Origin of the sequence: Phaeobacter sp. HS011, assembly GCF_018101215.1 — a bacterium.
Taxonomy (GTDB): Bacteria; Pseudomonadota; Alphaproteobacteria; order Rhodobacterales; family Rhodobacteraceae; genus Phaeobacter; species Phaeobacter inhibens.
Genome location: NZ_JAGEUF010000010.1, coordinates 1 through 23,725, shown reverse-complemented (window position 1 = coordinate 23,725; position 23,725 = coordinate 1). Strand labels below are relative to the sequence as shown.

Genomic DNA, 23,725 nt, shown 5'->3' with positions numbered 1-23,725 from the left:
GATGCGGTTTTTGCGCCGCCGCAAGTGCTTTTGTAACCGGGGTGGGCATCAGGTCTTGCCACGGAGGCAGGGCGCCGTTAACCCCCAAATACCCAGCGAAACGTCAGGCAGAACATCAACCGCAAAAGCGGAGACGGGACATGATTCTGCGACGAACTGCTGTGTCGACCTTTGCCCTGCTGGCCTCTGTGCCGGCAATGGCTGAAGTTGTCGAACTGGAACCAATTATTGTAACTCAGGAAACCGGTGATGCCTTCTTTGGCAAGAGCGTTTCCCTTGATACCGGCACTGTGGCCAAAACCGGTGATGCCATCGCCGAGACGCCTCGCTCGGTCACTGTGGTGACCGCGCAGGAGCTGGCGGAGCGCGGTGCTCAGAATGTCGAACAGGCGCTGCAATATTCTGCCGGGGTCGTGGGCGGCCAATGGGGGCTGGACAGCCGCGCCAACTGGTATCTGGTGCGTGGCTTTGACGCCAGCACCCTGCACGACGGGCTGCCTGCGCGGTACGGGTTTTACAATGACACCAAGCCCGAACCTTTCCTGCTGAACAGCGTCGAGGTGCTGAAAGGTCCGTCTTCTGGGATCTATGGCAGCGGCGCGGTTGGCGGGGTGGTGAACACCACGTCGAAGACCGCCGCACAGGAGGCGGAAAATCTGTTTCAGGTGCAGGTCGGATCTCATGACCGCAAACAGGCGGCGGTGGATGTCAGCGGTGATCTGAACGCCAGCGGCACCCTGCGCTATCGTTTTGTTGGCTTACTGCGCGATGCGGAAACACAGGTTGATCATTCGCAGGATGACACTGTTGTGCTGGCGCCGTCGATCACCTGGCGGCCCAGCGACGACACGGAGCTGACCATTCTGGCCAACTATCAGAAAAGCGATGGCAGCCCGCTGATCCAGTTTGCCTCCATGGCGGGCACGCTGTTGCCTGCGACCGGGCTTGGCAATGGCGATTACCTGCCCAACAGCCTGTTTGTGGGGGAGCCGGGGTTTGACAGGTTCAACACAGAACAGCGTGCCATCACGGCGATGTTCAAACACCGTTTCAACGCGGTTTGGAGCCTCAACGCCAATGCGCGCTATCTGGAGAGTGACGGCGAGTATCAGCATGCCTGGTGGGCCTTTGATAACTTTGGCTCTGGGCGCTACAATCCGGATGGCACCATCAATCGGACCTTCTACCGCGCTGAAAACACGCTGAAGACCTGGGGATTTGATGCCTATGGCACGGCGGAATATCGGTTTGGTGGTTTCGATATGCGGACCATTGTCGGGGCAAGCTATACACGCGGTCATTATGACAGCGACACAGGTTACGGCGCACAGGTTGGCCCGATTGATCCGTTCAACCCGGTTTATGTCGGTTACCCGACGATTGCGGTGACGGACACACCCGGGACCTCCATCACCGAAACCGGCGCTTATGTGCAGCAGCGCGCGACCTATGATGACCGGCTGTTTGTTGATTTTGGTCTGCGCTATGGCAAGATCGAAAGCGGGCCGAGCAATGGCAGCTTTGGCGCGTCCAGTATTGCGGCCAGCGATAGCGAATGGACCGGAAATGCGGCGGTGATGTACCGCTTTGGCAATGGTGTGGCGCCTTATGTCAGTTACGCCGAAAGTTTCCGTCAGGATGCGATTGGCAGCGATGTGAACGGCAAGGCGTTTGAACCGACCCGTGGCGAGCAATACGAACTGGGTATCAAATACCAGCCAGTTGGCAGTAACACGCTGTTGACGGCGGCGGTGTTCGATCTGACGAAATCCAATATGACAGTCGCAGATCCGAATAACCCGGGTTTCCAGGTGCAGACCGGTGCTGCCTCGGCAAAGGGGTTGGAGCTGGAGCTGTTCCACCGCTTTGGTGATCTGACAGTGGATGCGGCCTATACCTATCTCGATAGCGAAGATGCCGAAGGCGATTATATCGCGCAGGTGCCCAAAAATGCGGCCTCGCTCTGGCTGAATTACGCACCTGAAGCGGGCGCGTTGCAGGGGTGGAGCTTTGGCGGCGGCGTGCGTTACAACGGCGAAGCCTGGGGCGGGACGGGGACTTATCTGACGCCGTCTTATACGCTGTATGATGCGGCGGTGTCCTACAGTCAGGACAATTGGTTGGTGTCGCTCAATGTGCAGAACCTCACGGATGAGCGGTATGTCACCACCTGTCAGGGCGGCGCTTGCTACTTTGGAGACGGGCGCAATATTGCGCTGACACTGACATCGAAGTTCTGAGCCTGAACCCGTGTGAAGGGTGAACGACAACTGCGTCCGCAAGATCTGCGGGCGCAGTTTTTTGTGTCGTGCGGACCGGTTTTGTAGGCCGAATATGCAAACGGCCCGCATGAGATCTGCGGGCTGTTTGGGATGTGTCATCGATCTGACGGGTTATTTTGAGAAGGTCATTGGCAGGGTGAAGGTCATTTGATTGAGCGTCAGCTGCTTGGGGGCGGCGGGAAACTTGCGCGCGCGCGCCACGGCCTTCAGCGCGGCCTGATCCAGCGCTGCATTGCCGGAGGATTTGGCGATACGGTGGCTGATCAGCTGACCATTGCGCGCCACGGTGATGCGCAGCAGCACCCGTCCGGTGGCGCGGGTGCCAGAGGTCCTGCGTTTGTTGCGTTCGACACGGGCGCGGATTTTTGCGCCCCAGATGGATTTGAGTTTCGCCTGTTGCCCGGCCTGCGCCGTCGCAGCGGCAGCGCGTCCGGCCTGACCGGCCTGTGCGCCACCACCCGAACCGGCGGCACGTTGTTCGCTGCGGCCTGCAGAGGTCTGCGCGGCCTTCGGCGCGTCCTGCGGGGTCGGTTCCTGTTTGGGGCGCGGTTTTGCACGGGGTTTTGCGCGGGGGCGCAATGTCGGGTCCGGTTCCGGCCGCGGTTTGGCGACCGGCGGTGGTGGGGGCGGCGGTGTCGTGTCCAGTTGCAGCCTATCGTCGGGCGTGGGCTTGGCAAGGGCGATCTGCCGCGCGGCGCTGGGCGCCTGGGCCAGTTCGAACTGGGGCACCACAGGGGCGGTCGGGGCGGTCTGCGGCGGTGTCAGGGTGGTGTCGATCTGCGGCTGGGTCTGCGGCGGGCGCTCCCAGGTTTCGACCATCTCGGCCACCGTGGCGCTGGCGGCCTGCACCGAGACCATGGCATCGCCGCCCCCGCCGCTGGCCTCAGCGCCGGATTTCGGTGCGCTGACAAAGAGCGCCACGTGAATCATCGTGGCGATCCCGGCAAAGACGGTGAGTTCGGCGGCACGTTTCATTGCGGGCGCACCACCAGTTCGGCGTGGGCCAGCCCGGCCTCGGCCAGTTGTCGCAGGATCCGCGCCAGATCTGTTGCCTGCAGTTGCGCATCGGCGCGCAGCTGCATGGTTTTGCCGGGGGCGCTGGCAAGCCGGCTGAGCGCAGCGCGGCCTTCGCTACCATCAAAATGCAGCCGTCCCGTGGCATCGATATAAAGCACATCATCGGATTTGGCCTCGCCTTCCAGCCCGGCTTCGGGCGGGGTGACCTCAAACGGGTCAGGCTGGGCGAGGCGCGAGGTCATGAGGAAGAAGATCAACAGCAGGAACACCACGTTGATCATTGGCACGATGGATTCACCGCGCGCGCGGCGGGGGGGATCGGTCATGTCCATGGGGCCTCCTCACTCCACCAGAACAAAATTGGTGAACCCCGCCTGCCGCAGCAGGCTGGTCACATCGGTGATGCGTTGCAGATCGGCCTGATCCCGCCCGCGCAGCACCAGCATATCGCCGGGGCTGTCCATCAGCGGGGCCAGGGCCTCGGCCAGGTTGCTGTCGGCCACCGGCAGCCCGTTCAGATCCAGATTGCCCGCACCGATGCCGATCAGCCGGGGCGGGCCGGTGTAGCTGCCCCCCTGACCTGCAAGCGGCAGGTCCAGCACCGCATCGGTGCCAAAGCGGGACGCCAGCATGAAGAACACCAGCAGCAGAAACACCACATCGATCATGGGCGTCAGGCTGGGTTTGCGCCGGGGTTTCGGGGCTTGGGTGAACTGCATCGGTTTACTCAGCGGCGAGTTTCAGCGACTGCGGCTGATGGGCGACAAAGATGCGGGTGGCGCTGTCCTCAACGTCGCGGCGAATGCGGGTGATCACGGCCTCAAACCAGGTGAGCGCGGCGGAGGCAGGAATGGCCACGGCCATGCCGGCAGCGGTGGTCAACAGCGCCTCCCAGATACCGCCGGCCAGCAGCGCGGGATCAGCTTTGGACCCGGCGGCCTGCAGCGCCTGAAAGGCCGCGATCATGCCCAGAACCGTGCCCAGAAGGCCCAGCAGCGGGGCGATGGTGGCAATCAGTTCCAACGCGCCAAGGCCAGTGCCGGCGGAGGCCAGATGCAGCTTGGCGACGCGGGCAGTTTCCTCGCGGGCGCGATCCTCAGGCAGGGTACAGACCGAGGCCAGCGCGGAGGCGACAACTTTGGAGCGGATGCCACGGCGGCCCCGGACGATGTCGCGGGCGGTGTCCTGTTCGCCCCGCTCAAAGGCGGCGACGGCGCGGCCAGCCTTGCCCCGGGACCAGGCGCCGATCAGCGCCAGCCGCCAGATTTTCCACAGGATCAGCGCCAGCGTGATCACGGAAAGCGCCGCAATCGCCCAGATGGAGGGGCCGCCATCGCGCAGGAATTTGGCGGCCTGCGTGGCCGCGTCGCTGGCGGTTTCAGCCAGCATCTCCTGCCGGGAGAGCGGTGCCTCGGGGTCGGGTGCAGGCGTTGCTGCGGAGCTGTCATGGAGCGGGGTGCTGTTCGCGGCTGCGGGTGTCGTCTCGGCAGTTAGATCGTCAGCGGCGGTCGCGGAGGTGCTGGTGCCGGAGCGGTCCGGTGTTGACGGTGCAACCGATGCAACCGGAGCCGCAGGCGTGGATGTGCCTGCCGGTGCGGCAGGTGCCGTGGTCGCCGGGGATTGCGTGATGATCTGTGGCGCTGATGTGGTCGGGGCAACGGGGGCCTCCTGCGCCATACCAAGCGAGGGGATCAACAACAGCGCGGCAAGGGCCGCTGGTCTGCGAAGGGTCATGACTGGCTCCAATAGGCAGCGATATAGCTTTGTCCGGGGGCGGGTTTATCCTGCTTCACGGCGGCGCGCAGGCGCTGCACATCGGATTTCTCACAGGCAAACCACAGGAAATGATCGGGGCGTTCGGCACGGGCGGTCAGAGCCAGATCGCACAGGCTTTGCTGGTCAGCGTGGCGCAGCCAGGTGACGCTGATGCCCTCCGGCGCGGCGATGGGATAACCGCAATCGGCCCCGTCTGCGGCAAGGAGGACCGCCGCTCCGCGACTGTCGCGCGGCAGGGTTTCCAGAATGCGCGCGGCGGCGGGCAGGGCGGTTTCATCGGCATAGATCAGGATCTGCGAGGTCTGCGGAATGCCGCCACCGCCGGGACCTGCAATCCTGAGCGTATCACCGGGTTTGGCGCCGAGAACCCAATTGGTGGCGCGGCCACCATCGTGCAGGAAGATGTCAAAGGTCATCTCTCCGGCGGCATGGTCGATATGGCGGGTGGTGTAGACCGGGCGGTGCAGGGATTTGTCACCCAGAGGCCAGACGGTGGCGCCGTTTTCAGCAACACGGGGCCACTCGGGATCGGCGCAATCCGCAGCGGGCAACAGCAGCCGAAAATGAATGGCGTCCTCCTGAAAGCTGCTCAGATCCGCCGCCTTTACCCGGACCCGCAGGAAGGCGCGGCCCACCGGGGTGATCGACTGCACGGTGGTGACATGCACGTTTGGGGGAAGCGCGCCGACGGTGGCGGTGTCCGACCACCGCAGGGTCTGGGACAGGCCGGGCTGGAGCCCCTCCAGATGCTCGGCAAACCCATCCTTCAGCATATGCAGACGGTCGGGCAGGGCGGCAGAGACGCGGATCTCGAGACCGTCACCCTGTGCTGTGAAATGGTAATGGCCAAAGCCGGGCACCTCGACCGTGACGGCGCTGTCGGTGTCTTCGATCACCGGCAGCTCATGCTCCTGCGCCATGGCGACAAGGGGCGCGCGCAGGGTGCCAAAGGGCAGCGTGGACAGGGTGGCGGTGGTCTGTAGCGGGAAGGTCGGGTTGATGGTCATGGTGGTCTCACTCACTCCGGGATGACATGCGGGCTGCCGTGGACGGGATCGGCAATGATCCGGCAGGGCAGGGCGAAGACGGATTGCATGACGCCTTCGGTGATCACCTCATCCGGAGGACCTTCGCAGAAGACCTGCCCATCCTTCAGCGCGATCATATGGCTGGCAAAGCGTGCGGCCAGATTGATGTCATGCAGCACCATGACCACGGTACGCCCGGTGTCCCGGTTGAGCTGCTGCACCAGTTTCAGCAGTTCGATCTGATGCGGCAGATCGAGGTAGGTCGTGGGTTCATCAAGCAGCAGGATGTCTGTGTCCTGGGCCAGCGCCATGGCGATCCAGGCACGTTGGCGCTGCCCGCCGGAGAGTGCCTCAAGCGGGCGATCGGCATGGGGTGTCATATGGGTCAGATCAAGCGCGCGGGTGACTGCCTCGGCATCCTGTCTGGACCATTGCCGCAGCGGGGATTGATGCGGGGTGCGACCACGGGTGGCGAGGTCGCGTACGGTCAGCCCCTCCGGGGCGGTTGGGGTCTGCGGCAGGATCGCAAGCCGCTGCGCCACGGCGCGGCTGCCTTGTCGGTGGATTGCCTTGCCATCCAACAGCACCTGACCCTTGCCCGCAGGCTGGAGCCGCGCCAGCGCCCGCAGCAGGGTGGATTTGCCACAGGCGTTGGGGCCGACGATCACGGTGAGCGCACCATCGGGGAGATCTGTCGACAGGCTGTTGAGCACGGGTGTGCGGCTGTAGGACACCGAGAGATCCTCGGCGCGCAGGCGGGCGGTGGCAGCCATCACAGGGCTCCTTTTCTGAATTGGGCCAAGAGCAGCCAGATCAGTACCGGGGCGCCGATCAGTGCGGTGAAGACACCGGCGGGGAGCTGGATCATCGGCACCGCGCGGGCGGCTGTATCGGCCAGCAGAGTGATCAGCGCGCCGGACGCCGCAGCGGCTAGCAGGACCGGTCGGCCATTGGGGATCAGGCGGCGGGCGATGGGACCGGCGGCGAAGGCCACGAATGGCAACGGACCTCCCGTGCTGACAGCCAACGCGGCGAGCAGGATGCCGGTGCCGGTGACGGCAAGTCTGAGCGGTGACAACGCCATTCCCAGCCCGGTTGTAAGATCATCGGCCATGCCCATCCGGGTAAGCGGGAATTGCAGCCAGATCACAGCCGGGGCCAGCACAAGCAGGCCACCCCAGACGAGGGTAACGTCACTCCAGCTGCGGGCGTTCAGCGTGCCGATCAGCCATTGCGCCATATCAGCGGCGGTCTGGGCATCCATGCGGCTGATCAGAAGGTCTCCGATTGCGGTCAGCACGAGGCTGGCCCCAACGCCGGTCAGGATCAGCCGATAGGGCGGCAGGCCACGCGACCAGGCCAAGAGTGTCACCACGGCGGCGGTGATGAGCGCGCCGGCAATGGCACCGGGCAGTACCATGCCGCCGGTGAGCATCATCGCGACCAGCGCGCCGCAGCTGGCCCCGGCGTTGAAGCCGATCACATCAGGGGAGGCCAGCGGGTTGCGCATCATGGTCTGAAACATCGCGCCAGAGAGGCCAAAAGCAGCGCCTGCGCCAAGTGCGGTCAGGATGCGCGGCATACGATGGTCCAGCAGGATCATCTGCTGGATCGCGGTGCCGCCACCGGCCAGGATCTCCTGCATATCCGCTAGGCGCAGCGGGTAGCTGCCAAGGGTCAGGGCCAGCAGGGCCGTCATCAGCAGGACGCTGAGCAACAGGGTCGCGGTGAGGACCGCGCGGCGGGATATCTGCACTGACAGGCTGGAGAAGCGGAGGGTCCAGATCATAGCTTGCGCACCCCGTTGCGACGGACCAGCCAGATCAGCACCGGCCCGCCAATCAGCGCAGTCATCACCCCGGCCTGCATGTTGCCACCAAAGAGGGCCAGCCGACCAAGGAGATCCGCCGCGATCAGCAGCAGCGCGCCGAACACGGCAGAGAAGGCCAGTAACCAGCCAATCGCAGGTCCCGCGGCCCAGCGGGCCATATGCGGTACGATCAGCCCGGCAAAGGCAATCGGCCCGGCCATGGCAACGGTTGCGCCACAAAGGAGCACAATCGCGGCCCCGGCAGTGAGCCGCGTGAGCCCGGTGCGCACGCCCAGCCCCTTGGCGGTGTCCTCGCCCAGCATCAGCGCGTTGAGACCGAAGCCTGCGATGATGGCCAGCAGAGCGCCCAGAATGAGAAACGGCAGCAGCGACTGGAGCGTGGCGGGCAGAATGCCGTCGAACCCGCCCAGTACCCAGAAACGATAGACATCCAGCGTCTGCCGACTGACCAGCAGCAGGGCGCGGGTGAGCGCGAGAAACAACGCGCTGACAGCGGCCCCGGCCAGGATCAGGCGCAGCGGATTGGCCTGACTTCCACCACCAAGGAGGAACACCAGAACGGATGCGGCAAGACCGCCACCGAGGGCCACCCAGATGAACTCTGCCGGATCGGTCACCCCCAGGACAAGAATGCACAGCACAACCCCGAGGGCTGCCCCACCGTTGATCCCCAGCAGGCCGGGATCGGCCAGCGGATTGCGGGTCATCGCCTGAATCAGCGCGCCAGACATACCAAGGGCGGCGCCCGCCAGCCCGGCCCCGATCAACCGCGGCAGGCGCATATTGCGAACCACAATATGATCAGCATTGTTCGGGTCATAGGCTGTCAGCCCCCCCCAGATCTCCGCCCAGCTGGTGGCGCGTGCGCCAAGGCTGAGGGCGGCAGCCGACAGCAGACAGAGCGTGAGTAGCGCGGCCGCGAGCCACAGCAACCGCAGATCACCCGTGGGGGCTCGCCCCGGCAGTGTGAGTGTTGAAACAGCCATGTCAGGAGCCTCCGTCCGCCAGCAGCCCGGCACCTGCGGTGCTGGTCACCACGGTTGCGGGGTCGCCATCCACCGCCGCCTCCAGCAAGGGCACCAGCTGGTCGAGCGCATAATCGAGGCTGAGCGGGCTGGAATGGGACAACGCGGCGGACAGCAATTTGTCCGCATAGATTTCGCGCCCCTCGCGGTAGGCCCGCGTGGTATGGCGCAGCGGCATCCGGGCGAGTTTTTCGACGTTGCGCCCGGTATCCAGCCAGATCAGCGCATCCACATCCATTGCCGACGGGTCTTCGGCGGGGAATTCGATGTAGAATTGGTTGAGCGCGTTCTGCCCATCCGGCGCGTCCTGCACCAAAAATCCCAGAGCGCTGAGGAACTGGCCGCGAATATCGGCGCGGGTATAGGCGCGGGTGTGGCCTGCCCAGGCCATCATGGCGCTGGCGTCCTGCCATTCTGGGTGGGCTTCACGCAGATCCGCAAAACGCCCCTCGATCCGGGTCACGATGGCCTCTGCGGCGGCGTGTTTGCCTGTGGCGGTTCCCAGTCGCAGCAGCATCTGCTGCCAGGGGGCGCCGTAGTCGCCATCTTCGGTACGGGGCGGCAGGGTCGGGGCGATCTGAGACAGCAGCGCATATTGCTGCGCGGTGATGCCGGACCATTGGGCGGCAATCAGGTCAGGCTCCATGGCCGCGATCCGTTCGATATCGATCTCGCCCTGCATCACCACCGGCTGGGCGTCCCCCAATGCGTCATGTCCCCATGGCCAGACGCCATAGGGATCGCTGCCATACCATTTGCGCAGCGCGTAAGGGCGCTCTCCCAGAGCCAGCAGAAAATCATGCCCGATGAAGCTGAGCGAGACGATGCGCGTGGGTTTGGCGGGCACTGTTGTGGTGCCGTAGCGATGGTCAATCACCACCGGGAAAGGATCTGCGCTGCTGTGCAGCGGCAGGAGGCCCAGCAGCAGCGCGGCCAGTGGCGCCGCACAGGACGCCAGTGGTTTGCGCCAGCTGGATCCACGTCGGGAAACCCGCATATGTCGGAGGTTTTTCCCCGTCTTCTGAGGTGGATAGGCCTGTCTCACGTGTCTCTCCAGCCAGCGACAGGAGGCTGCCGCATTGTTGATCACTGTCTGATCTCGGGGATGGCTGGATTTCGGCGCCGCGAGAGGCGCAGAATCTTGCTGAGAGCGCCCTTTTGGGCGCATTCCGTCACCTATTTAACCTTAGTTCTTTTGTCAAGTTAAGGGCAATTGAGGTGTCGGTCACAGAGGGCAGGCGGAATTTTCCAGAGCCGTCACAGCTGACAGGTCTGTTGCATATTGCCGAATGGCAAAGGAGTACTGGCGATCCCTGAAGGACTCGAACCCTCAACCTGCTGATTAGAAGTCAGCTGCTCTATCCAGTTGAGCTAAGGGACCGCTGGCGCCAGTTATGACAGGACGCGGGGAAGGGTCAAGCCGCGGCGGGCAGGTCGAGGCGCATAAAGAGTGACCATGGGTCTTCGGCGTAGCCTTCGAACGGCGGGCATTCGACAAAACCGTAGCTTTCGTAAAGCCGTCTTGCGGCGAGGAAATCGGATGTGGAGCCGGTTTCCAGATAGATGGTTGTTGCCTGTTCCGCGCGGGCCTGATGCAGAAGAAACTCGAGCATCTGACGTCCGGCGCCGCTGCCGCGGGCCTCGGCAAGGGTGTGCATTGATTTCAATTCGCGCCCACCGCCTGACAAGGTTTTGAGCGCGCCCATCGCAATCGCCGTGCCCTCGCGCCGCAGCAGGAAGAAGGCCACATCCGGGGCGTCAAGCCCGCTGCCGTCGAGCGCATGGCAGCTCTCTTCGGGGGATTGTGCGGCCATCTGGTCCAGGTGACGGCGGATCAGAGACCGGGCCTCAGGCTCTGCCGGGCTGGCGCGGGTGATGGCAATCGTGGCGGGCATTGGGGGCTATCCTCTGATCGGGCCGTGCCCCGTTTGGGGCTTGTATCTTTGTCCGCAGGGTCCCCAAAAGCCCTCGTCAGCGCAAGCGGTTCTGCGGCACTGAGACGACCGGCTGGGCCGCGCGCTGCGCGGTTGCCTAAAATTTAGGCAGATGACGGCGGGGCGACGGACCCGCCGCCCCGGTCTCTCAGAGGGGGGCCATTTCAGAGGCGAGGAAGGCCTCGGGGTCAGCGACCTCCTCCAGACGGCGGCCGCGAATCTGCCAGAACCGGTTGCCAACCGCGCGCAGGAAACTGCGGTCATGGCTCACCAGCAGACAGGCGGAGCCATGGGCGACCAGCTCTGCCTCCAGGGCTTCCTGTCCTTCGATATCCAGATGGTTTGTCGGTTCATCCAGCAGATAGAAATTCGGATTTTTGAGCCGCAGAAGCAGCATCGCCAGCCGCGCCTTCTGCCCGCCTGAGAGTGCCGCCACTGGTGCGTCCTGCAGGGCGAATTTGACCCCGGCACCAGCCAGAAGGCTGCGCGCGGATTGGTCGCCAACATCTGAGGCCGCCGTGATCAGCGCCAGCGGGGTATCCTGCCCGGACAGCTGGCTGAGGTGCTGATCCGAATAGGCCGGAACAACCGAGGGCGCGCATTTGATATCTGCGTGTGTGCCGGTCAGGGCCTGTTGGATCATTCGGACCAACTGCGTTTTGCCGGTGCCATTGGCGCCCAGCAGGACGATGCGGTCGCCGGGGGTAATCCACTTCTGGCCTGTGCTATAAAGAGGCCGTCCATCTGGTGTGTCCACCATGACATCATTTAATGTGATCAATGCTTTGGCATGGGTTCCACTGTTGCCCAGCCGGATGTCGCCTGCGGAATGTTCGCGGTGCGCGGGTGTTGCCGCAGCCTCCAGCCGATCGGCGCGATCCGCGAGCTGCTTGGTCTTGGTCAACAGCAGATCGGAGCCGGAGTTGGTGCCGACATTCTTCAGCTTGGCCGCCTGCTGGCGCAGCTGTTGAGCTTTCTTCAGGTCGTTGCTGTGGCGGCGCGCCTCGGCGGCGTCATGGTCGTCCAGAGCGGTGCGGGCGGCGGAAAACGGCAGCTGAAACACCCGCGATCCCTCAGTGCGCAGGAACAGGGTGCGCGTGGTCGTGGCATCCAGAAAGGCGCGGTCATGGGAGGTGATCACCATCGGCAGATCGCGCGGGCGCTGCGACAGCCAGCCTTCCAGAAAGGCGATGCGATGCAGATCCAGATGATTGGTCGGTTCATCCAGCAGCAGCAGATCCGGCGTAGTGATCCAGGCGGCAGCAAGCATGGCGGTGCGTTGCCAGCCGCCGCTGAGCGTGCCCAGCGGCTGGTGCTGGAAGTCATAAGGCACCTGTAGCTCATCCAGCACCACATCGACGCGCCAGCGTTCGTAGTCGGCCTGATCGGCGGGCAGCGCGGCGAGCACCCAATCATAAAGCGTGATGGGCAGCGCCTCAGCGGGCAGGCTTTGTGTCACATAGCCGATACGCAGGCCACGGGCGCGGGTGATCTCGCCTGTTGTGGGGGGCAATTCATTGGCGAGACAGGCCAGAAGGGTTGATTTCCCGCGCCCATTGGCGGCGACCAGACCGATACGGTCGCCTTTTGAAAGGGTCAGGCAGAGGTCGGAAAACAGCGGGTCGCCAAGGGTGATACCCAAGGCATTGAGATTGATGACAGACATGGAAAACTCGGGTCAAGAAGATATGGCCGCGGCAGCGGCAATAGGCAGACCAGGTCTGAAACTGTCCTCTGGCCAGCCCTGCAAACGGATTTACAGGGCCAGACGGGGGCCGTGCTGAAGTCGGCGGATGATACGCATGTTCAGCTGATGCCCTCCCATTGTATGTGTGACCTTTGCCTCAGGCTAGGAAACTGAGCAGCGGTTGGCAAGGGGGCCGTGGGGCGTGCATGAGAGATGCGCTGCGATGCCTTTACCAATTCTTAGACCCGCGTGGAGGATAGTCACGATCAGTTGCATTTGCCTCAAATAGGGAAGACTAAAAATTGCTTAAAACACAATCGCTGAACCCCGTCTCGCTGGTCACACATGCGGGGCGCGCGGATGCCGGGACATTTGTGCAGCTTGCGAAAACGGCCTCCCTTGCGGATGGCGGGGTGCAGACCTCGCAGCTGTTGGCAGAGGCGTTGCAGCTGGACCCACACCACCATGAGGCGCAGATCCTGCAGGAGCGGCTGCATCAGACGTTTGTGCCGCGCTGGCATTTTCCCATGCTGGCAGATCAAGCGCGCAACCGCGCCTATGCCGAGGCCATCGCAATGAAGGTGAAACCCGGAGACATCGTGCTGGATATCGGCTGCGGCGCGGGGCTGACGGCGATGTTGGCGGCACGGGCCGGGGCCAAACATGTCTATACCTGTGAACAGCAGCCGCTGATCGCGCAGGCGGCCCGACGGGTCATCGCTGACAATGGTCTGAGCGACCGCATTACGGTTCTTTCGAAGTGGTCGCATGAGATTGTCATCGGCGTCGATATGCCGGAGCAGGCCGATGTGGTGGTCTCCGAAATCGTGGATACGGTGCTGCTGGGGGAAGGGGCGCTGGATACGCTGAGCCATGCGATGTCCGCGCTGGCCAAGCCGGGTGCGCGGGCGATCCCGGAAACCGGGACATTGGTGGCCCAGTTGGTTGAGAGTGAGGCATTGCTGCAGCAGTGGCGACCGCAGGCGGCGGAGGGGTTCGACCTCAGCGCGTTTCATCATCTGGCGCGTGTGGCCCAGATCACGCCCGGCGATTTCAAGGCCTGCGGGCTGCGACCTCTGGGACCGAGCACGGATCTGTTTCAGTTTGATTTTACCCGCCCCGATGTGACACCGGCGCGCAGCAGCCAGCGGTTGAGCTGCAGCCATAGCGGTGTGGTGCATGCGGTCTTTGTCAGCTTTGAGATGCAGCTGGCACCGGGGATCGGGCTGACAAACGGGCTTTATTCGGATGGGCATTGGGGGCGGACGGCGTTCCTGCTGGATGCGTCCCGGCGGCTGTCGCCCGGCGATTGCCTGCAGGTGACAGCGCAGCATGACGCGGCCGCGCTGAGCGTGACGGTCCATAATGCGGAGCCTGCGGCAGATCGCGCTGAGGTCTGGCTGCAGCCCGCCTGGCGGCTGGAGGCGGAACCGTCCGAACCGAAGCCTCTGGCTGCGCTGGATTATCCGGTCTGGACGCCGACGCCTGGCGCGCCGGTTGAGGCGCCGGTCCGTGCCTATTCCTGACCCTCGGCGCGCAGCCTTTGCCAAGGCTGCGCCTGCGCAATGGGGTTGGTCGGGCTGAGCGTATGTGATCAGTCGTTGCCATTGGTCATTGGCGCCTGTCATCGAGGCCTGTCATCGAGGCCTGTGATCACGGCCTGCCGCGGCTTGTCATGTAAAAAGGGGGGCGCTTCGCAGGAGGCAGCCCCCATATTTTTGTGAACACAACTGCGCCTGCATATTAGCGTGGCGGCCCGCTTGACCAGACAGCCCATTGTTGGGGGAACCCCAGCCTCTGCGCCACCATTGGCCTGCGATGTTTTGCTGGGGCTCGCGACGGGAAATGCGGGGCTGGAAACTGCGGGCAGGTTTGCGACGGATCATATGCGCCCTGGCTCTGCCTCATGTGGCGGGGAGGATTGGGGCAACGAAAAAGGCGCGCCCGAAGGGGCGCGCCTTTGTTCTTGGGCCGAACCCGCAGGATCAGAAATCTTCCCACCCGGCGGCTGCCTTAGTTGGGCTGGCGTCAAAGAAATCATCGTCACCATGCGCCGAGGGCGCGGGGTTTGGCGCAGCCGGTGGCTGGGCCTTTGCAGGTGGCCGGGCTGGTGCGGGGCTGTTTGAAGCCATTGCCACCACATTGCCTGCGGCCTTGCGGGTCTTGAATACCGAAACCTGACGGGCCAGTTCATTGGCGTCGTTGCGCAGGATCTGGCTGGCTGCGGTGGATTCCTCGACCATGGCGGCATTGTGCTGGGTCACCTGATCCAGCTGGGTGACGCCGGTGTTGATCTCGCCCAGCGTGGTGGATTGCTCCTGCGCGCCGGTTGCGATGCCGCTGACGTGACCAGAGATGGTGGCGACCCGATCGATGATCTGCTTCAATTCCTCGCCGGCGCGGCCGACAAGGTCCACACCCTCACCTACGTGGCTGGTGCTCTCGCTGATCAGTGCTTTGATCTCCTGCGCGGCATCCGAGGAGCGTTGCGCCAGGGCGCGCACTTCGGATGCGACGACGGCAAAGCCACGTCCGGCCTCGCCCGCGCGGGCGGCTTCGACGCCAGCGTTCAGGGCCAGAAGATTGGTCTGGAACGAGATGTCGTCGATGACCGAGATGATCTGAGAGATCTGTTCCGAAGACTTTTCGATCTTGGACATGGCATCCACGGCACGGGTGACGACCTCGCCGCTGTTGACGGCAGTTTCCTTGGCCTCGGATACGATGCCTTCGACCTCACGCGCGCCATCCGCTGCGGATTTTACGCTGACGGTCAGCTGCTCCATCGCGGCGGCCGTTTCTTCCAGCGTGGCTGCCTGCGATTCGGTGCGTTGTGACAGATCACCGGAGGATTGGCTGATTTCCTCGGCACTGGCGCGGATCCGCGAGGAGTTTTCGATCACCGCATCGATGATGCCGACCATCTTGTCGACGGTTTTGTTGAAATTCTGTCGCAGGCTTTCGTAGTCGGCCGAGAATTCCTCATCAATGGTCTGCGACAGATCCCCTTCGGAGAGCGTCTGAAGCCCGACGTTCAGACGCTCCACAACCAGCTTCTGTGCGGCCTGATCGGCATGGCGCTGTTTTTCGACGGTGCGGGCCGCAGAGAGTTGAGCCTTCAGCGCCTCAATGTGGCGTGCAATCAGGCCGATTTCATCGCCGCGCGTCTGGTGTTCTGTGTCATGGTCATAATCCCCATCGGCGAGGCGGTTGATGGCGGTGGCCACATCACCAAGGGGGCGGGACATCATCGACCGCAGCGCAACCACGGAAAGGCCCAGCATGACCACAAAGGCGCCGCCGGCCGCAAGGAAGGACAGCAGCTGGTTCGGGGCAACTTCGGCAAAGGCCACATCCGGCGACCAGACCATGCCGACAGCGCCAACCACGACAGTGCCTTCGGCCCCCGCTGTTGCTGGTGCAGCGACGAGATAGCCGTTCTCGCTATACTCCATCTGATTGGTTTCCATCGCTTTTTGGGCGACGAGCGTCAGCTCGGCGATTTCGGCCTCTGTCGCGACGCCGGTGGAGGCAACCGTCTTACCCTTGCCGTTGATCGCGATGCCGTGGTTGGCGCGACCGTTCGACAGCTCGATCAGCGATTCAAGATCGCTTTCAAGGCGATCGGTGTCGCCAAAGCGAATTGCGCCGCCGCTGCGCGCGGCCACAGTTACGGTGACGCCTTCGGCCAGCGTCCGCACACCGCTGTCGACTGCTTCACCCAGAATTTTCTGGTTCTCCCAGGTTAGAAACAGGGTGACCACAAGGGTGGACACTGCAATAAGCAGGCTGCATTTGGCAAAGACAGAGAGCCTGTTCAGGGCCGCACGTGCAGGGTTTCGGAATTTCATTTCAGCACCTTTCAATCACCGTTGCGCGGAACCGGCGCGCGGGCGGTATGTGTGTCGGATCACAACCGACAGCCCCCAATGGGCAGCCGCGCTATCGGGCTGCCTCGCTTCACGAAAGGGGTGACCGGAATTGGACACCCCAGAAAACCATGCCCGATTGGGGGCGGCGACATGGCGAACACAACATGGCATTCCTTTGCACAGGCTTGGATGCCGGTAGTCAGCAAGCGCGAAATTGCGCGGCCCCAATTAAGACAAAAAACGACAGAAAAAGGCGCGGCTACCCCGCGGCACAACTGCAGACACCGCCCTGAGACGGACGTGCAGCGCGCGTATCGGACCGGGGCTGGCCGGTTGGTAAGAGGCCGGTTCGTGACTCGCCGGTTCGCGACAGGGCGGCGGATCGTCGTGATCGTGGCCACCATCTGCGCGATAACCAACTTGAGGTCCGCCCGTCGTTCCAAGGTCTGCTCCTTTTCATGACATGTGCGTCTGCACATATTCGGCGGGTAGCATAGCCATCAGGACTTACCGGTGAATTAATGGCTCAAGCGGCAATGACCGGCGCCTCACCAGGTTGGGCGTTTTGCGCTGTGATATCGGTGAGGGGCGGTCGGTCTTTGCGCAAGATGATGATTCACTTGTGGTTTTGCGTCGCGTTGACGGTGCTGTTTCTATGCCCTTGACGCTGGAATGAGGTCCGTTTCCGTAGGGGTTTGTGTGAAATTTTCTGTCGTAAAGTCTCTGCAGGGTGGTATTTTATCTATATTCCATCGTGTTTTGCGTCATTTAAAATTTATCTGGCTTTTTATTTTCCGTTGATTCTCCAAGCTGTTGGAAGAATTCACCGGGTTTGGCTTCACTTTCTGCTGCACGGACGGGTTGAAACCTAACGCCAGACATTTACTAAGGGGCGTGGTGACGTTTTTGGGGAACGAATGCAGGCAAAACACCTTGACAGAGGGTTTCGCCGCCACCGGAGGCTCATTTTGCCGCTGATGTAAGGAGACTATTGTTGGATACATATTCCGGATCACCCAAGACAGAGGCCGTTGAGGCTGTGGATCAGATCGCGCATCAGGGGGCGGAAGACGATCTGAGCGATTTCGAGTTTGCCTTGATGCGGACGTTTGAGGGATTTGCACGCTGGCAATCAGAATGTCTGGGTCTGGTATCGGATCTGGCGGCCTCGGGTCCTGAAATCACCTTGTTGAATGTAATCCGCATGAATGACCGGCCCAAGACGATCAAGGAACTGGCCCGGGTCACTAACCGTGATGACGTGCCGAATATTCAGTATTCGCTGCGCAAGCTGGCCTCTGCGGGTCTGATCCGCAAGACGGGGTCCGGGCGTGGCGGGGTGACCTATTCGGCGACTGATGACGGGCTGGAGATAACCGCAGCCTATGATGTACAGCGCCGCAAGCTGTTGCTGCAGGCGCTGGAACAAGTGCCGGGCGTGGAAAATCGAGTGGGCGAGGCGACGCGGGTCCTGAATATCCTGACCGGCATCTACGATGGCATTGCCCGTTCGGCAACGGCTCAGCGGCAAGCCTAAGGTCCGCCCGGCGCCGGTCCGTCTGCTGGAACCCGCCGACATCTGTCGCTCTCTCGACAGAGAGTGGATTTCGGTGCAGGGTGGCCTGCGCCCATGCGTGTTCGGCCAATCGCTCCTCCGGCGGAGGGGGCGCGGGCACGGATCGGGCGCTCCGGCAGCAGCATGGACGTAGAGCGGTGATTGAACTCAAGGATCTGAGGTTGCTGAGCGCCCTGGCGCGCCATCGGCATTTTGCCAAGGCGGCGCAGGACAGCGGCATGTCGCAACCGGCCTTCTCCATGCGGATCCGCAATCTTGAGGAACGTCTTGGCGTGTCGATTGTGCGCCGTGGGAACAGGTTTCAGGGCCTGACCGAAGAAGGCATGATGATCGTACGGCGGGCGCGCAGCATTCTGGATGATGCCAAGGCATTGGAACAGGAGGTTGCGGCGGCGCGTGGGGAGGTTACCGGCACGCTGGTGCTGGGCGTGGTGCCGACGGCGACAGCTTATGCGGCGCAACTGGTGGACCGGCTGCATCTGGCCCACCGGCGGGTGCTGGCGCGTATCGAGGTGCTCAGCTCGCTGGTGATCCAACAGCGGCTGTTTGATGGGACCATCGATGCCGGCGTGACCTATCACGACAGTCTGGGCCCGGATCAGGTGAGCATTCAGCCGCTCTATGAAGAGACATATGTTCTGGTTGCGCCAGAGAATATGGTGGCGGAGCGACCTGCGGACGCTGATGGCATCAGCTGGGCGGAGGCGGCAGACCTGCCGCTGAGCCTACTGGAGCCGCAAATGCAGAACCGACGTATTCTGGACCGGATCTTTGCCGATCAGGGGCTGCGACCTGAGGTGCGTTCGGAATCCAGCGGGTTCATGGCGGCGATGGTGATGGCGCGGGCGGGGTCAGTTGCAACAATCCTGCCGCAGGCGCTTGTCGAGGCGCTTGGTACGCTGGACGGAACAACGGTGCTGCCGCTGACAGACCCGGCCCCAACCAAACCGATCGCAATGGTGACGCTGGACCGGCAGCCTGCTTTGACCACGGTACAGGCTCTGCGGGCGGTGGTTGACGATTTCGTGCAATAAGCGTTCGTTATCGTACCTTCGAAATTTCCGATTTGACGATAGGCTTCTTCAATGGAATGCCGCCTTAACTGGCGACGCGAAGTGGAGGTCATTGTGGCACCTTTGGACAATAGCAAGGGCGTGTGGAAATCTGGCAAAGGCAAGGGGCGCAAAACCCCCAAGGGCCGACAGCTGGAGGATCAGGCGCATAGCGAGGTTCTGGACCTGATTGGTGACCAGCCCCGCAATCGGGATTTGCTGATCGAATTCCTGCATCTCATTCAGGATAAATACGGCTGCCTCAGCGCGGCCCATATTCGCGCCCTCGCTGAGGAGCTGCGCACCGGGCAGGCGGAGATCTATGAGGTTGCGAGTTTCTACGCCCATTTTGATGTGGTGCGCGAAGGCGAGACACCGCCACCGGCGCTGACCATCCGGGTTTGTGACTCGCTGTCCTGCGAGCTGGCGGGGGCCGAAGCGCTGCAAAAGGCGTTGGAAGACGGTCTCGATGCCTCCCAGGTTCGCGTTCTGCGCGCGCCCTGCATGGGCCGCTGCGACACGGCGCCGGTGCTGGAGATTGGCCACAACCACATCGACCACGCGACGCCCGAGAAGGTACAGGCCGCGATTGCGGCAGATGATACCCACGCGCATATCCCCGCGTATGAAACCTTTGCGGCCTACGAGGCCGAAGGCGGCTATGCCACGTTGAAAGACCTGCGTGCGAATGGCGACTGGGAAGCGGTTCAGGCCAAGGTCAAAGAAGCCGGTCTGCGCGGTCTGGGCGGTGCTGGTTTCCCGTCCGGCACCAAATGGGGCTTTGTGCGCGCCAACGCAGGCCCGCGTTATCTTGCCGTGAACGGTGATGAGGGCGAACCGGGCACCTTCAAGGATCGCTACTACCTTGAGCGCACGCCGCATGTCTTCCTTGAGGGGATGCTGATTGCCGCCTGGGCGGTCGAAGCCGAGAAAGCCTTTATCTATATGCGCGACGAATATCCGGCAGTGCTGGAAATTCTGCGCCGTGAAATCACCGCGCTGGAAGAGGCGGGCATCGTCGAGGCAGGCTATATCGACCTGCGCCGCGGGGCAGGGGCCTATATCTGCGGTGAAGAAAGCGCGATGATTGAATCGATCGAAGGCAAGCGCGGCGAGCCGCGCCACCGCCCACCATTTGTGGCGCAGGTGGGTATCTTCGGCCGTCCGACGTTGGTTCACAATGTCGAGACCCTCTACTGGGTCTGTAAGGTCAACCGCGAGGGGCCGGAGTGCCTGAACTCGGTTGAGAAGAACGGTCGCAAGGGGCTGCGCAGCTATTCGGTGTCGGGTCGGGTGAAGAAGCCGGGCGTGCATCTGCTGCCTGCCGGGTCGACCATCACTGACATCATCGAGGCCTGCGGCGGTATGCTGGATGGCCACGCCTTCAAAGCATATCAGCCGGGTGGCCCGTCCTCGGGCCTGTTGCCCGCCTCGATGCATGACATTCCGCTCGATTTTGACACGCTGCAGCCGCATGGCACCTTCATCGGGTCAGCCGCTGTTGTGGTTCTGTCCGACAAGGACTCGGCCCGCGATGCGGCGCTGAACATGCTGCGCTTTTTCGAGGATGAAAGCTGCGGCCAGTGTACCCCCTGCCGGGTGGGCTGCGAAAAAGCCGTCAAGCTGATGGGCGAAAAGAAGTGGGATCAGGGGCTGTTGGAAGAGCTGAGCGCCGCGATGGTTGATACGTCGATCTGTGGTCTGGGACAGGCCGCACCCAACCCGATCCGCCTGACCATCAAACACTTCCCCGAGGAGGTATAAGCCATGAGCGATAAAATCACTTTCACACTCGATGGCGAACAGGTCACAGCAGACGCAGGTTTGACCATCTGGGAAGTCGCCAACGGTCGTGGGCTGAAAATCCCGCATCTGTGCCACAAGCCGCAGCCGGGCTACCGCCCGGATGGCAATTGCCGGGCTTGTATGGTCGAGATCGAAGGCGAGCGCACGCTGGCAGCCTCCTGTATCCGGGAACCCGCTGAAGGCATGGTTGTCACCACCAACAACGCGCGGGCTGAGAATGCCCGCAAGATGGTGATGGAACTCCTGGTGGCTGATCAGCCCAAGCAGGACGAGGCGCGCGATAAGTCCTCGCATCTGTGGGATATGGCGGAGCTGAACCGGGTTTCAGAGTCGCGTTTCCCCAAGCTGGAAAAGGACCGCATCCCGCTGCTGGACGACAGCCATGTGGCGATGAAGGTCAATCTGGACGCCTGTATTTCCTGTAACCTTTGCGTGCGGGCCTGCCGCGAAGTGCAGGTGAATGACGTGATCGGCATGGCCGGCCGTGGTCATGATGCCTATCCGGTGTTTGACATTGCGGATCCTATGGGCGCGTCCTCCTGTGTGGCTTGCGGTGAATGCGTGCAGGCGTGCCCGACCGGCGCGCTGATGCCCGCGACCGTGATGGACGACAATCAGGTTGGTGACAGCAAGGACTATGATTCCGAGACCGAAAGCGTCTGCCCGTTCTGCGGTGTCGGCTGCAAAGTGTCGCTGAAGGTCAAGGACGGCAAGGTCAAGCATGTCGAGGGCATCAATGGCCCCGCGAACGAAGGCCGCCTCTGCGTCAAGGGTCGATTTGGTTTCGATTACATTCACCACCCGCACCGGCTGACCAAGCCGCTGATCCGCCGCGATGACGCGCCTGCCAAAGGCCTGAACGTCGATCCGGGCAATCTCTCCACCCATTTCCGCGAAGCGACTTGGGAAGAGGCGATGGATCTGGCCGGCAAAGGCCTGATGAAGCTGCGGGACGAAGACCCGAAATCGGTTGCGGGCTTTGGTTCTGCGAAATGCACCAATGAGGAGGCCTACCTCTTCCAGAAGTTCATCCGTCAGGGTTTCAAGCACAACAACGTCGACCACTGCACCCGTTTGTGTCACGCGTCCTCCGTTGCGGCGCTGATCGAGAACGTCGGCTCCGGCGCGGTGACCGCGACCTTCAACGAGATTGAAAACGCAGATGTGGCGATCGTCATCGGTTCCAACCCGATCGAGAACCACCCGGTGGCGGCGACCTATTTCAAGCAGTTCACCAAGCGCGGCGGCAAGCTGATCGTGATGGATCCGCGCGGCGTTGGCCTGCGCCGGTTCGCGACCGAGATGGTGCAGTTCCGCCCTGGTGCAGACGTGTCGATGCTGAACGCGATCATGAATGTGATCGTTGAAGAAGAGCTCTACGACAGCCAGTATATCCATCGCTGGACCGAGAATTGGGACGCCGAGAAAGAGCACCTGAAGCAGTTCACCCCCGAGAAGATGTCGGAGATCTGCGGTATTGAGCCGGACCAGCTGCGCCGTGTTGCCCGGATCTTTGCCGGTGGGAATGCGGGGCTGATCTTCTGGGGCATGGGGATTTCCCAGCACATTCACGGCACGGATAATTCGCGCTGTCTGATCTCGCTAGCCCTGATGACTGGTAACGTCGGCAAACCGGGGGCGGGCTTGCACCCGCTGCGCGGCCAGAACAACGTGCAGGGCGCGTCCGACGCGGGCCTGATCCCGATGTTCCTGCCGGATTACCAGACCGTGACCTCGGATGATGTGCGCAAATCCTTCACCGATGTCTGGGGCGGCGGCGACTTCTCAAACGAGAAGGGCCTCACCGTGACCGAGATTGTCGATCAGGCCTATGCCGGCAATATCAAGGGCATGTACATCCAGGGTGAAAACCCGGCGATGTCCGACCCGGATGCGGATCACGCCCGCGATGCCTTTGCCAAGCTGGAGCTGATGATCGTTCAGGATATCTTCCTGACCGAGACGGCGAACTATGCCGACATCATCCTGCCGGCCTCGGCGCTCTATGAAAAGAACGGCACCGTGTCCAACACCAACCGTCAGGTGCAGCGGGTGCGTCCTGCCGTGGCGCCTCCGGGCGAAGCGCGCGAGGACTGGAAAGTCACCGTGGAACTGGCGCAGCGCATTGGCCTGCCCTGGGACTACAAGGATGTCAGCGAAGTCTTTAACGAGATGAAGCTGAACATGAAGTCCCTGAACAACATCACCTGGGAGCGTCTGGAGACCGAGACCATCACCTATCCGTCGCTGCATGAGACCGACCCCGGTCAGGCGATTGTGTTCGGTGATGGCTTCCCGCGCCCCGAAGGTCGCGCCCGCTTTACCCCGGCCTCGGTGATCCCGCCGGATGAGGCACCGGATGCGGAGTATCCGATGATCATGACCACCGGCCGCCAGCTGGAGCACTGGCATACCGGCTCGATGACGCGCCGGTCACTGGTGCTGGATGCGGTGGAGCCGGAGGCGAACTGCTCGCTCAACCCGCGCACGCTGAAGCTGATGGGCGTTGAGCCGGGCGAAATGGTGCGCCTGTCCACCCGTCGCGGTTCAATCGAGATCATGGCGCGGGCTGACCGGGCCATCGCCGAGGACATGGTGTTCGTGCCCTTTGCCTATGTGGAAGCGGCCGCCAACATCCTGACCAACCCGGCTCTGGACCCCTATGGCAAGATCCCCGAGTTTAAATTCTCGGCCGTGAAGGTCGAGAAGATCGAAGGGCAGATCGCAGCCGAGTAATCCGGTATAGCTGACAGAAGTAACAGAGCGGGCGCGGAACCAGGGGTACCGCGCCCGTTTCATCTCGTAGCGGCGGGGGGGCGCCCCGCGCCGGGGGGGGGGG

Annotated in this window: 18 protein-coding genes and 1 tRNA gene; 6 read left to right on the top strand and 13 right to left on the bottom strand. The window is 62.7% G+C overall.

Features of this window, described 5'->3' with window-relative positions; translation table 11 throughout:
* The first annotated feature begins 140 nt into the window (after window positions 1–140).
* Window positions 141–2,240 carry a TonB-dependent siderophore receptor gene (locus J4721_RS16980; protein WP_211003322.1) on the top strand — a complete coding sequence of 700 codons (2,100 nt, stop codon included), beginning with the start codon at window positions 141–143 and terminating at the stop codon, window positions 2,238–2,240.
* 153 nt (window positions 2,241–2,393) lie between these two features.
* On the opposite strand, the gene J4721_RS16975 is transcribed toward J4721_RS16980, so the two are convergent.
* The 12 genes from J4721_RS16975 to J4721_RS16920 form a co-directional block, all read right to left on the bottom strand.
* A complete protein-coding gene (locus tag J4721_RS16975) occupies window positions 2,394–3,257 on the bottom strand; it encodes an energy transducer TonB (RefSeq protein WP_211003323.1) in 864 nt (287 codons plus the stop codon).
* Window positions 3,254–3,631, bottom strand: coding sequence for a biopolymer transporter ExbD (locus J4721_RS16970; RefSeq protein ID WP_211003324.1), 378 nt, complete (start codon window positions 3,629–3,631; stop codon window positions 3,254–3,256). Before J4721_RS16970 ends, J4721_RS16975 begins: the two co-directional genes overlap by 4 nt.
* 9 nt (window positions 3,632–3,640) lie before the next feature.
* Window positions 3,641–4,018 carry a biopolymer transporter ExbD gene (locus J4721_RS16965; protein WP_014875497.1) on the bottom strand — a complete coding sequence of 126 codons (378 nt, stop codon included), beginning with the start codon at window positions 4,016–4,018 and terminating at the stop codon, window positions 3,641–3,643.
* Window positions 4,019–4,022: 4 nt separating this feature from the next.
* The gene (locus J4721_RS16960; RefSeq protein WP_211003325.1) at window positions 4,023–5,033 is read right to left on the bottom strand and encodes a MotA/TolQ/ExbB proton channel family protein; all 1,011 of its coding nucleotides are present in this window, start codon (window positions 5,031–5,033) and stop codon (window positions 4,023–4,025) included.
* Complete coding sequence (locus J4721_RS16955; protein ID WP_211003335.1) at window positions 5,030–6,082, bottom strand: siderophore-interacting protein; 1,053 nt, start codon at window positions 6,080–6,082, stop codon at window positions 5,030–5,032. The genes J4721_RS16960 and J4721_RS16955 overlap by 4 nt, the downstream gene beginning before the upstream one ends.
* 11 nt (window positions 6,083–6,093) lie before the next feature.
* Window positions 6,094–6,876: an ABC transporter ATP-binding protein gene (locus J4721_RS16950; RefSeq protein WP_014875494.1), complete on the bottom strand. Its 783-nt coding sequence runs from the start codon at window positions 6,874–6,876 to the stop codon at window positions 6,094–6,096.
* Entirely contained in the window at window positions 6,876–7,892 is a 1,017-nt protein-coding gene (locus J4721_RS16945) for an iron chelate uptake ABC transporter family permease subunit (protein WP_211003326.1), read from the bottom strand. Before J4721_RS16945 ends, J4721_RS16950 begins: the two co-directional genes overlap by 1 nt.
* A complete protein-coding gene (locus J4721_RS16940) occupies window positions 7,889–8,920 on the bottom strand; it encodes an iron ABC transporter permease (RefSeq protein WP_211003327.1) in 1,032 nt (343 codons plus the stop codon). Before J4721_RS16940 ends, J4721_RS16945 begins: the two co-directional genes overlap by 4 nt.
* 1 nt (window position 8,921) lies before the next feature.
* Window positions 8,922–9,956, bottom strand: a complete 1,035-nt coding sequence (locus J4721_RS16935) for an ABC transporter substrate-binding protein (protein WP_247656182.1) — start codon at window positions 9,954–9,956, stop codon at window positions 8,922–8,924.
* A gap of 307 nt (window positions 9,957–10,263) precedes the next feature.
* Window positions 10,264–10,340 (bottom strand) — tRNA-Arg (locus tag J4721_RS16930).
* A gap of 34 nt (window positions 10,341–10,374) precedes the next feature.
* Window positions 10,375–10,854 (bottom strand): GNAT family N-acetyltransferase, encoded by a 480-nt coding sequence (locus J4721_RS16925; RefSeq protein WP_211003329.1) that lies wholly within the window; start codon window positions 10,852–10,854, stop codon window positions 10,375–10,377.
* Between the two features lie 187 nt (window positions 10,855–11,041).
* Window positions 11,042–12,559 (bottom strand): ABC-F family ATP-binding cassette domain-containing protein, encoded by a 1,518-nt coding sequence (locus tag J4721_RS16920; protein ID WP_211003330.1) that lies wholly within the window; start codon window positions 12,557–12,559, stop codon window positions 11,042–11,044.
* Between the two features lie 323 nt (window positions 12,560–12,882).
* On the opposite strand from J4721_RS16920, the gene J4721_RS16915 reads away from it, so the two are divergent.
* Window positions 12,883–14,106, top strand: coding sequence for a 50S ribosomal protein L11 methyltransferase (locus J4721_RS16915; protein ID WP_211003331.1), 1,224 nt, complete (start codon window positions 12,883–12,885; stop codon window positions 14,104–14,106).
* 459 nt (window positions 14,107–14,565) lie between these two features.
* On the opposite strand, the gene J4721_RS16910 is transcribed toward J4721_RS16915, so the two are convergent.
* Complete coding sequence (locus J4721_RS16910) at window positions 14,566–16,431, bottom strand: methyl-accepting chemotaxis protein (RefSeq protein WP_014880804.1); 1,866 nt, start codon at window positions 16,429–16,431, stop codon at window positions 14,566–14,568.
* Window positions 16,432–17,446: 1,015 nt separating this feature from the next.
* Between J4721_RS16910 and J4721_RS16905 the strand changes: the two genes are divergently transcribed.
* The 4 genes from J4721_RS16905 (at window position 17,447) to fdhF (ending at window position 23,622) form a co-directional block, all read left to right on the top strand.
* Entirely contained in the window at window positions 17,447–17,989 is a 543-nt protein-coding gene (locus J4721_RS16905; RefSeq protein ID WP_231739821.1) for a winged helix DNA-binding protein, read from the top strand.
* Window positions 17,990–18,165: 176 nt separating this feature from the next.
* Window positions 18,166–19,062, top strand: coding sequence for a LysR family transcriptional regulator (locus J4721_RS16900; protein WP_044040825.1), 897 nt, complete (start codon window positions 18,166–18,168; stop codon window positions 19,060–19,062).
* 51 nt (window positions 19,063–19,113) lie between these two features.
* Entirely contained in the window at window positions 19,114–20,844 is a 1,731-nt protein-coding gene (locus J4721_RS16895; protein ID WP_211003459.1) for an NAD(P)H-dependent oxidoreductase subunit E, read from the top strand.
* 3 nt (window positions 20,845–20,847) lie between these two features.
* Window positions 20,848–23,622, top strand: coding sequence for a formate dehydrogenase subunit alpha (gene fdhF, locus J4721_RS16890; RefSeq protein WP_211003458.1), 2,775 nt, complete (start codon window positions 20,848–20,850; stop codon window positions 23,620–23,622).
* Window positions 23,623–23,725: the final 103 nt, after the last annotated feature.

What these genes read in the sequence shown, in the direction of transcription:
- J4721_RS16980 (WP_211003322.1), top strand. Translation starts at nt 141, where the DNA reads ATGATTCTGCGACGAACTGCTGTGTCGACCTTTGCCCTGCTGGCCTCT.
- J4721_RS16975 (WP_211003323.1), bottom strand. Translation starts at nt 3,257, where the DNA reads ATGAAACGTGCCGCCGAACTCACCGTCTTTGCCGGGATCGCCACGATG.
- J4721_RS16970 (WP_211003324.1), bottom strand. Translation starts at nt 3,631, where the DNA reads ATGGACATGACCGATCCCCCCCGCCGCGCGCGCGGTGAATCCATCGTG.
- J4721_RS16965 (WP_014875497.1), bottom strand. Translation starts at nt 4,018, where the DNA reads ATGCAGTTCACCCAAGCCCCGAAACCCCGGCGCAAACCCAGCCTGACG.
- J4721_RS16960 (WP_211003325.1), bottom strand. Translation starts at nt 5,033, where the DNA reads ATGACCCTTCGCAGACCAGCGGCCCTTGCCGCGCTGTTGTTGATCCCC.
- J4721_RS16955 (WP_211003335.1), bottom strand. Translation starts at nt 6,082, where the DNA reads ATGACCATCAACCCGACCTTCCCGCTACAGACCACCGCCACCCTGTCC.
- J4721_RS16950 (WP_014875494.1), bottom strand. Translation starts at nt 6,876, where the DNA reads ATGGCTGCCACCGCCCGCCTGCGCGCCGAGGATCTCTCGGTGTCCTAC.
- J4721_RS16945 (WP_211003326.1), bottom strand. Translation starts at nt 7,892, where the DNA reads ATGATCTGGACCCTCCGCTTCTCCAGCCTGTCAGTGCAGATATCCCGC.
- J4721_RS16940 (WP_211003327.1), bottom strand. Translation starts at nt 8,920, where the DNA reads ATGGCTGTTTCAACACTCACACTGCCGGGGCGAGCCCCCACGGGTGAT.
- J4721_RS16935 (WP_247656182.1), bottom strand. Translation starts at nt 9,956, where the DNA reads ATGCGGGTTTCCCGACGTGGATCCAGCTGGCGCAAACCACTGGCGTCC.
- J4721_RS16925 (WP_211003329.1), bottom strand. Translation starts at nt 10,854, where the DNA reads ATGCCCGCCACGATTGCCATCACCCGCGCCAGCCCGGCAGAGCCTGAG.
- J4721_RS16920 (WP_211003330.1), bottom strand. Translation starts at nt 12,559, where the DNA reads ATGTCTGTCATCAATCTCAATGCCTTGGGTATCACCCTTGGCGACCCG.
- J4721_RS16910 (WP_014880804.1), bottom strand. Translation starts at nt 16,431, where the DNA reads ATGAAATTCCGAAACCCTGCACGTGCGGCCCTGAACAGGCTCTCTGTC.
- J4721_RS16895 (WP_211003459.1), top strand. Translation starts at nt 19,114, where the DNA reads ATGGAATGCCGCCTTAACTGGCGACGCGAAGTGGAGGTCATTGTGGCA.
- fdhF (WP_211003458.1), top strand. Translation starts at nt 20,848, where the DNA reads ATGAGCGATAAAATCACTTTCACACTCGATGGCGAACAGGTCACAGCA.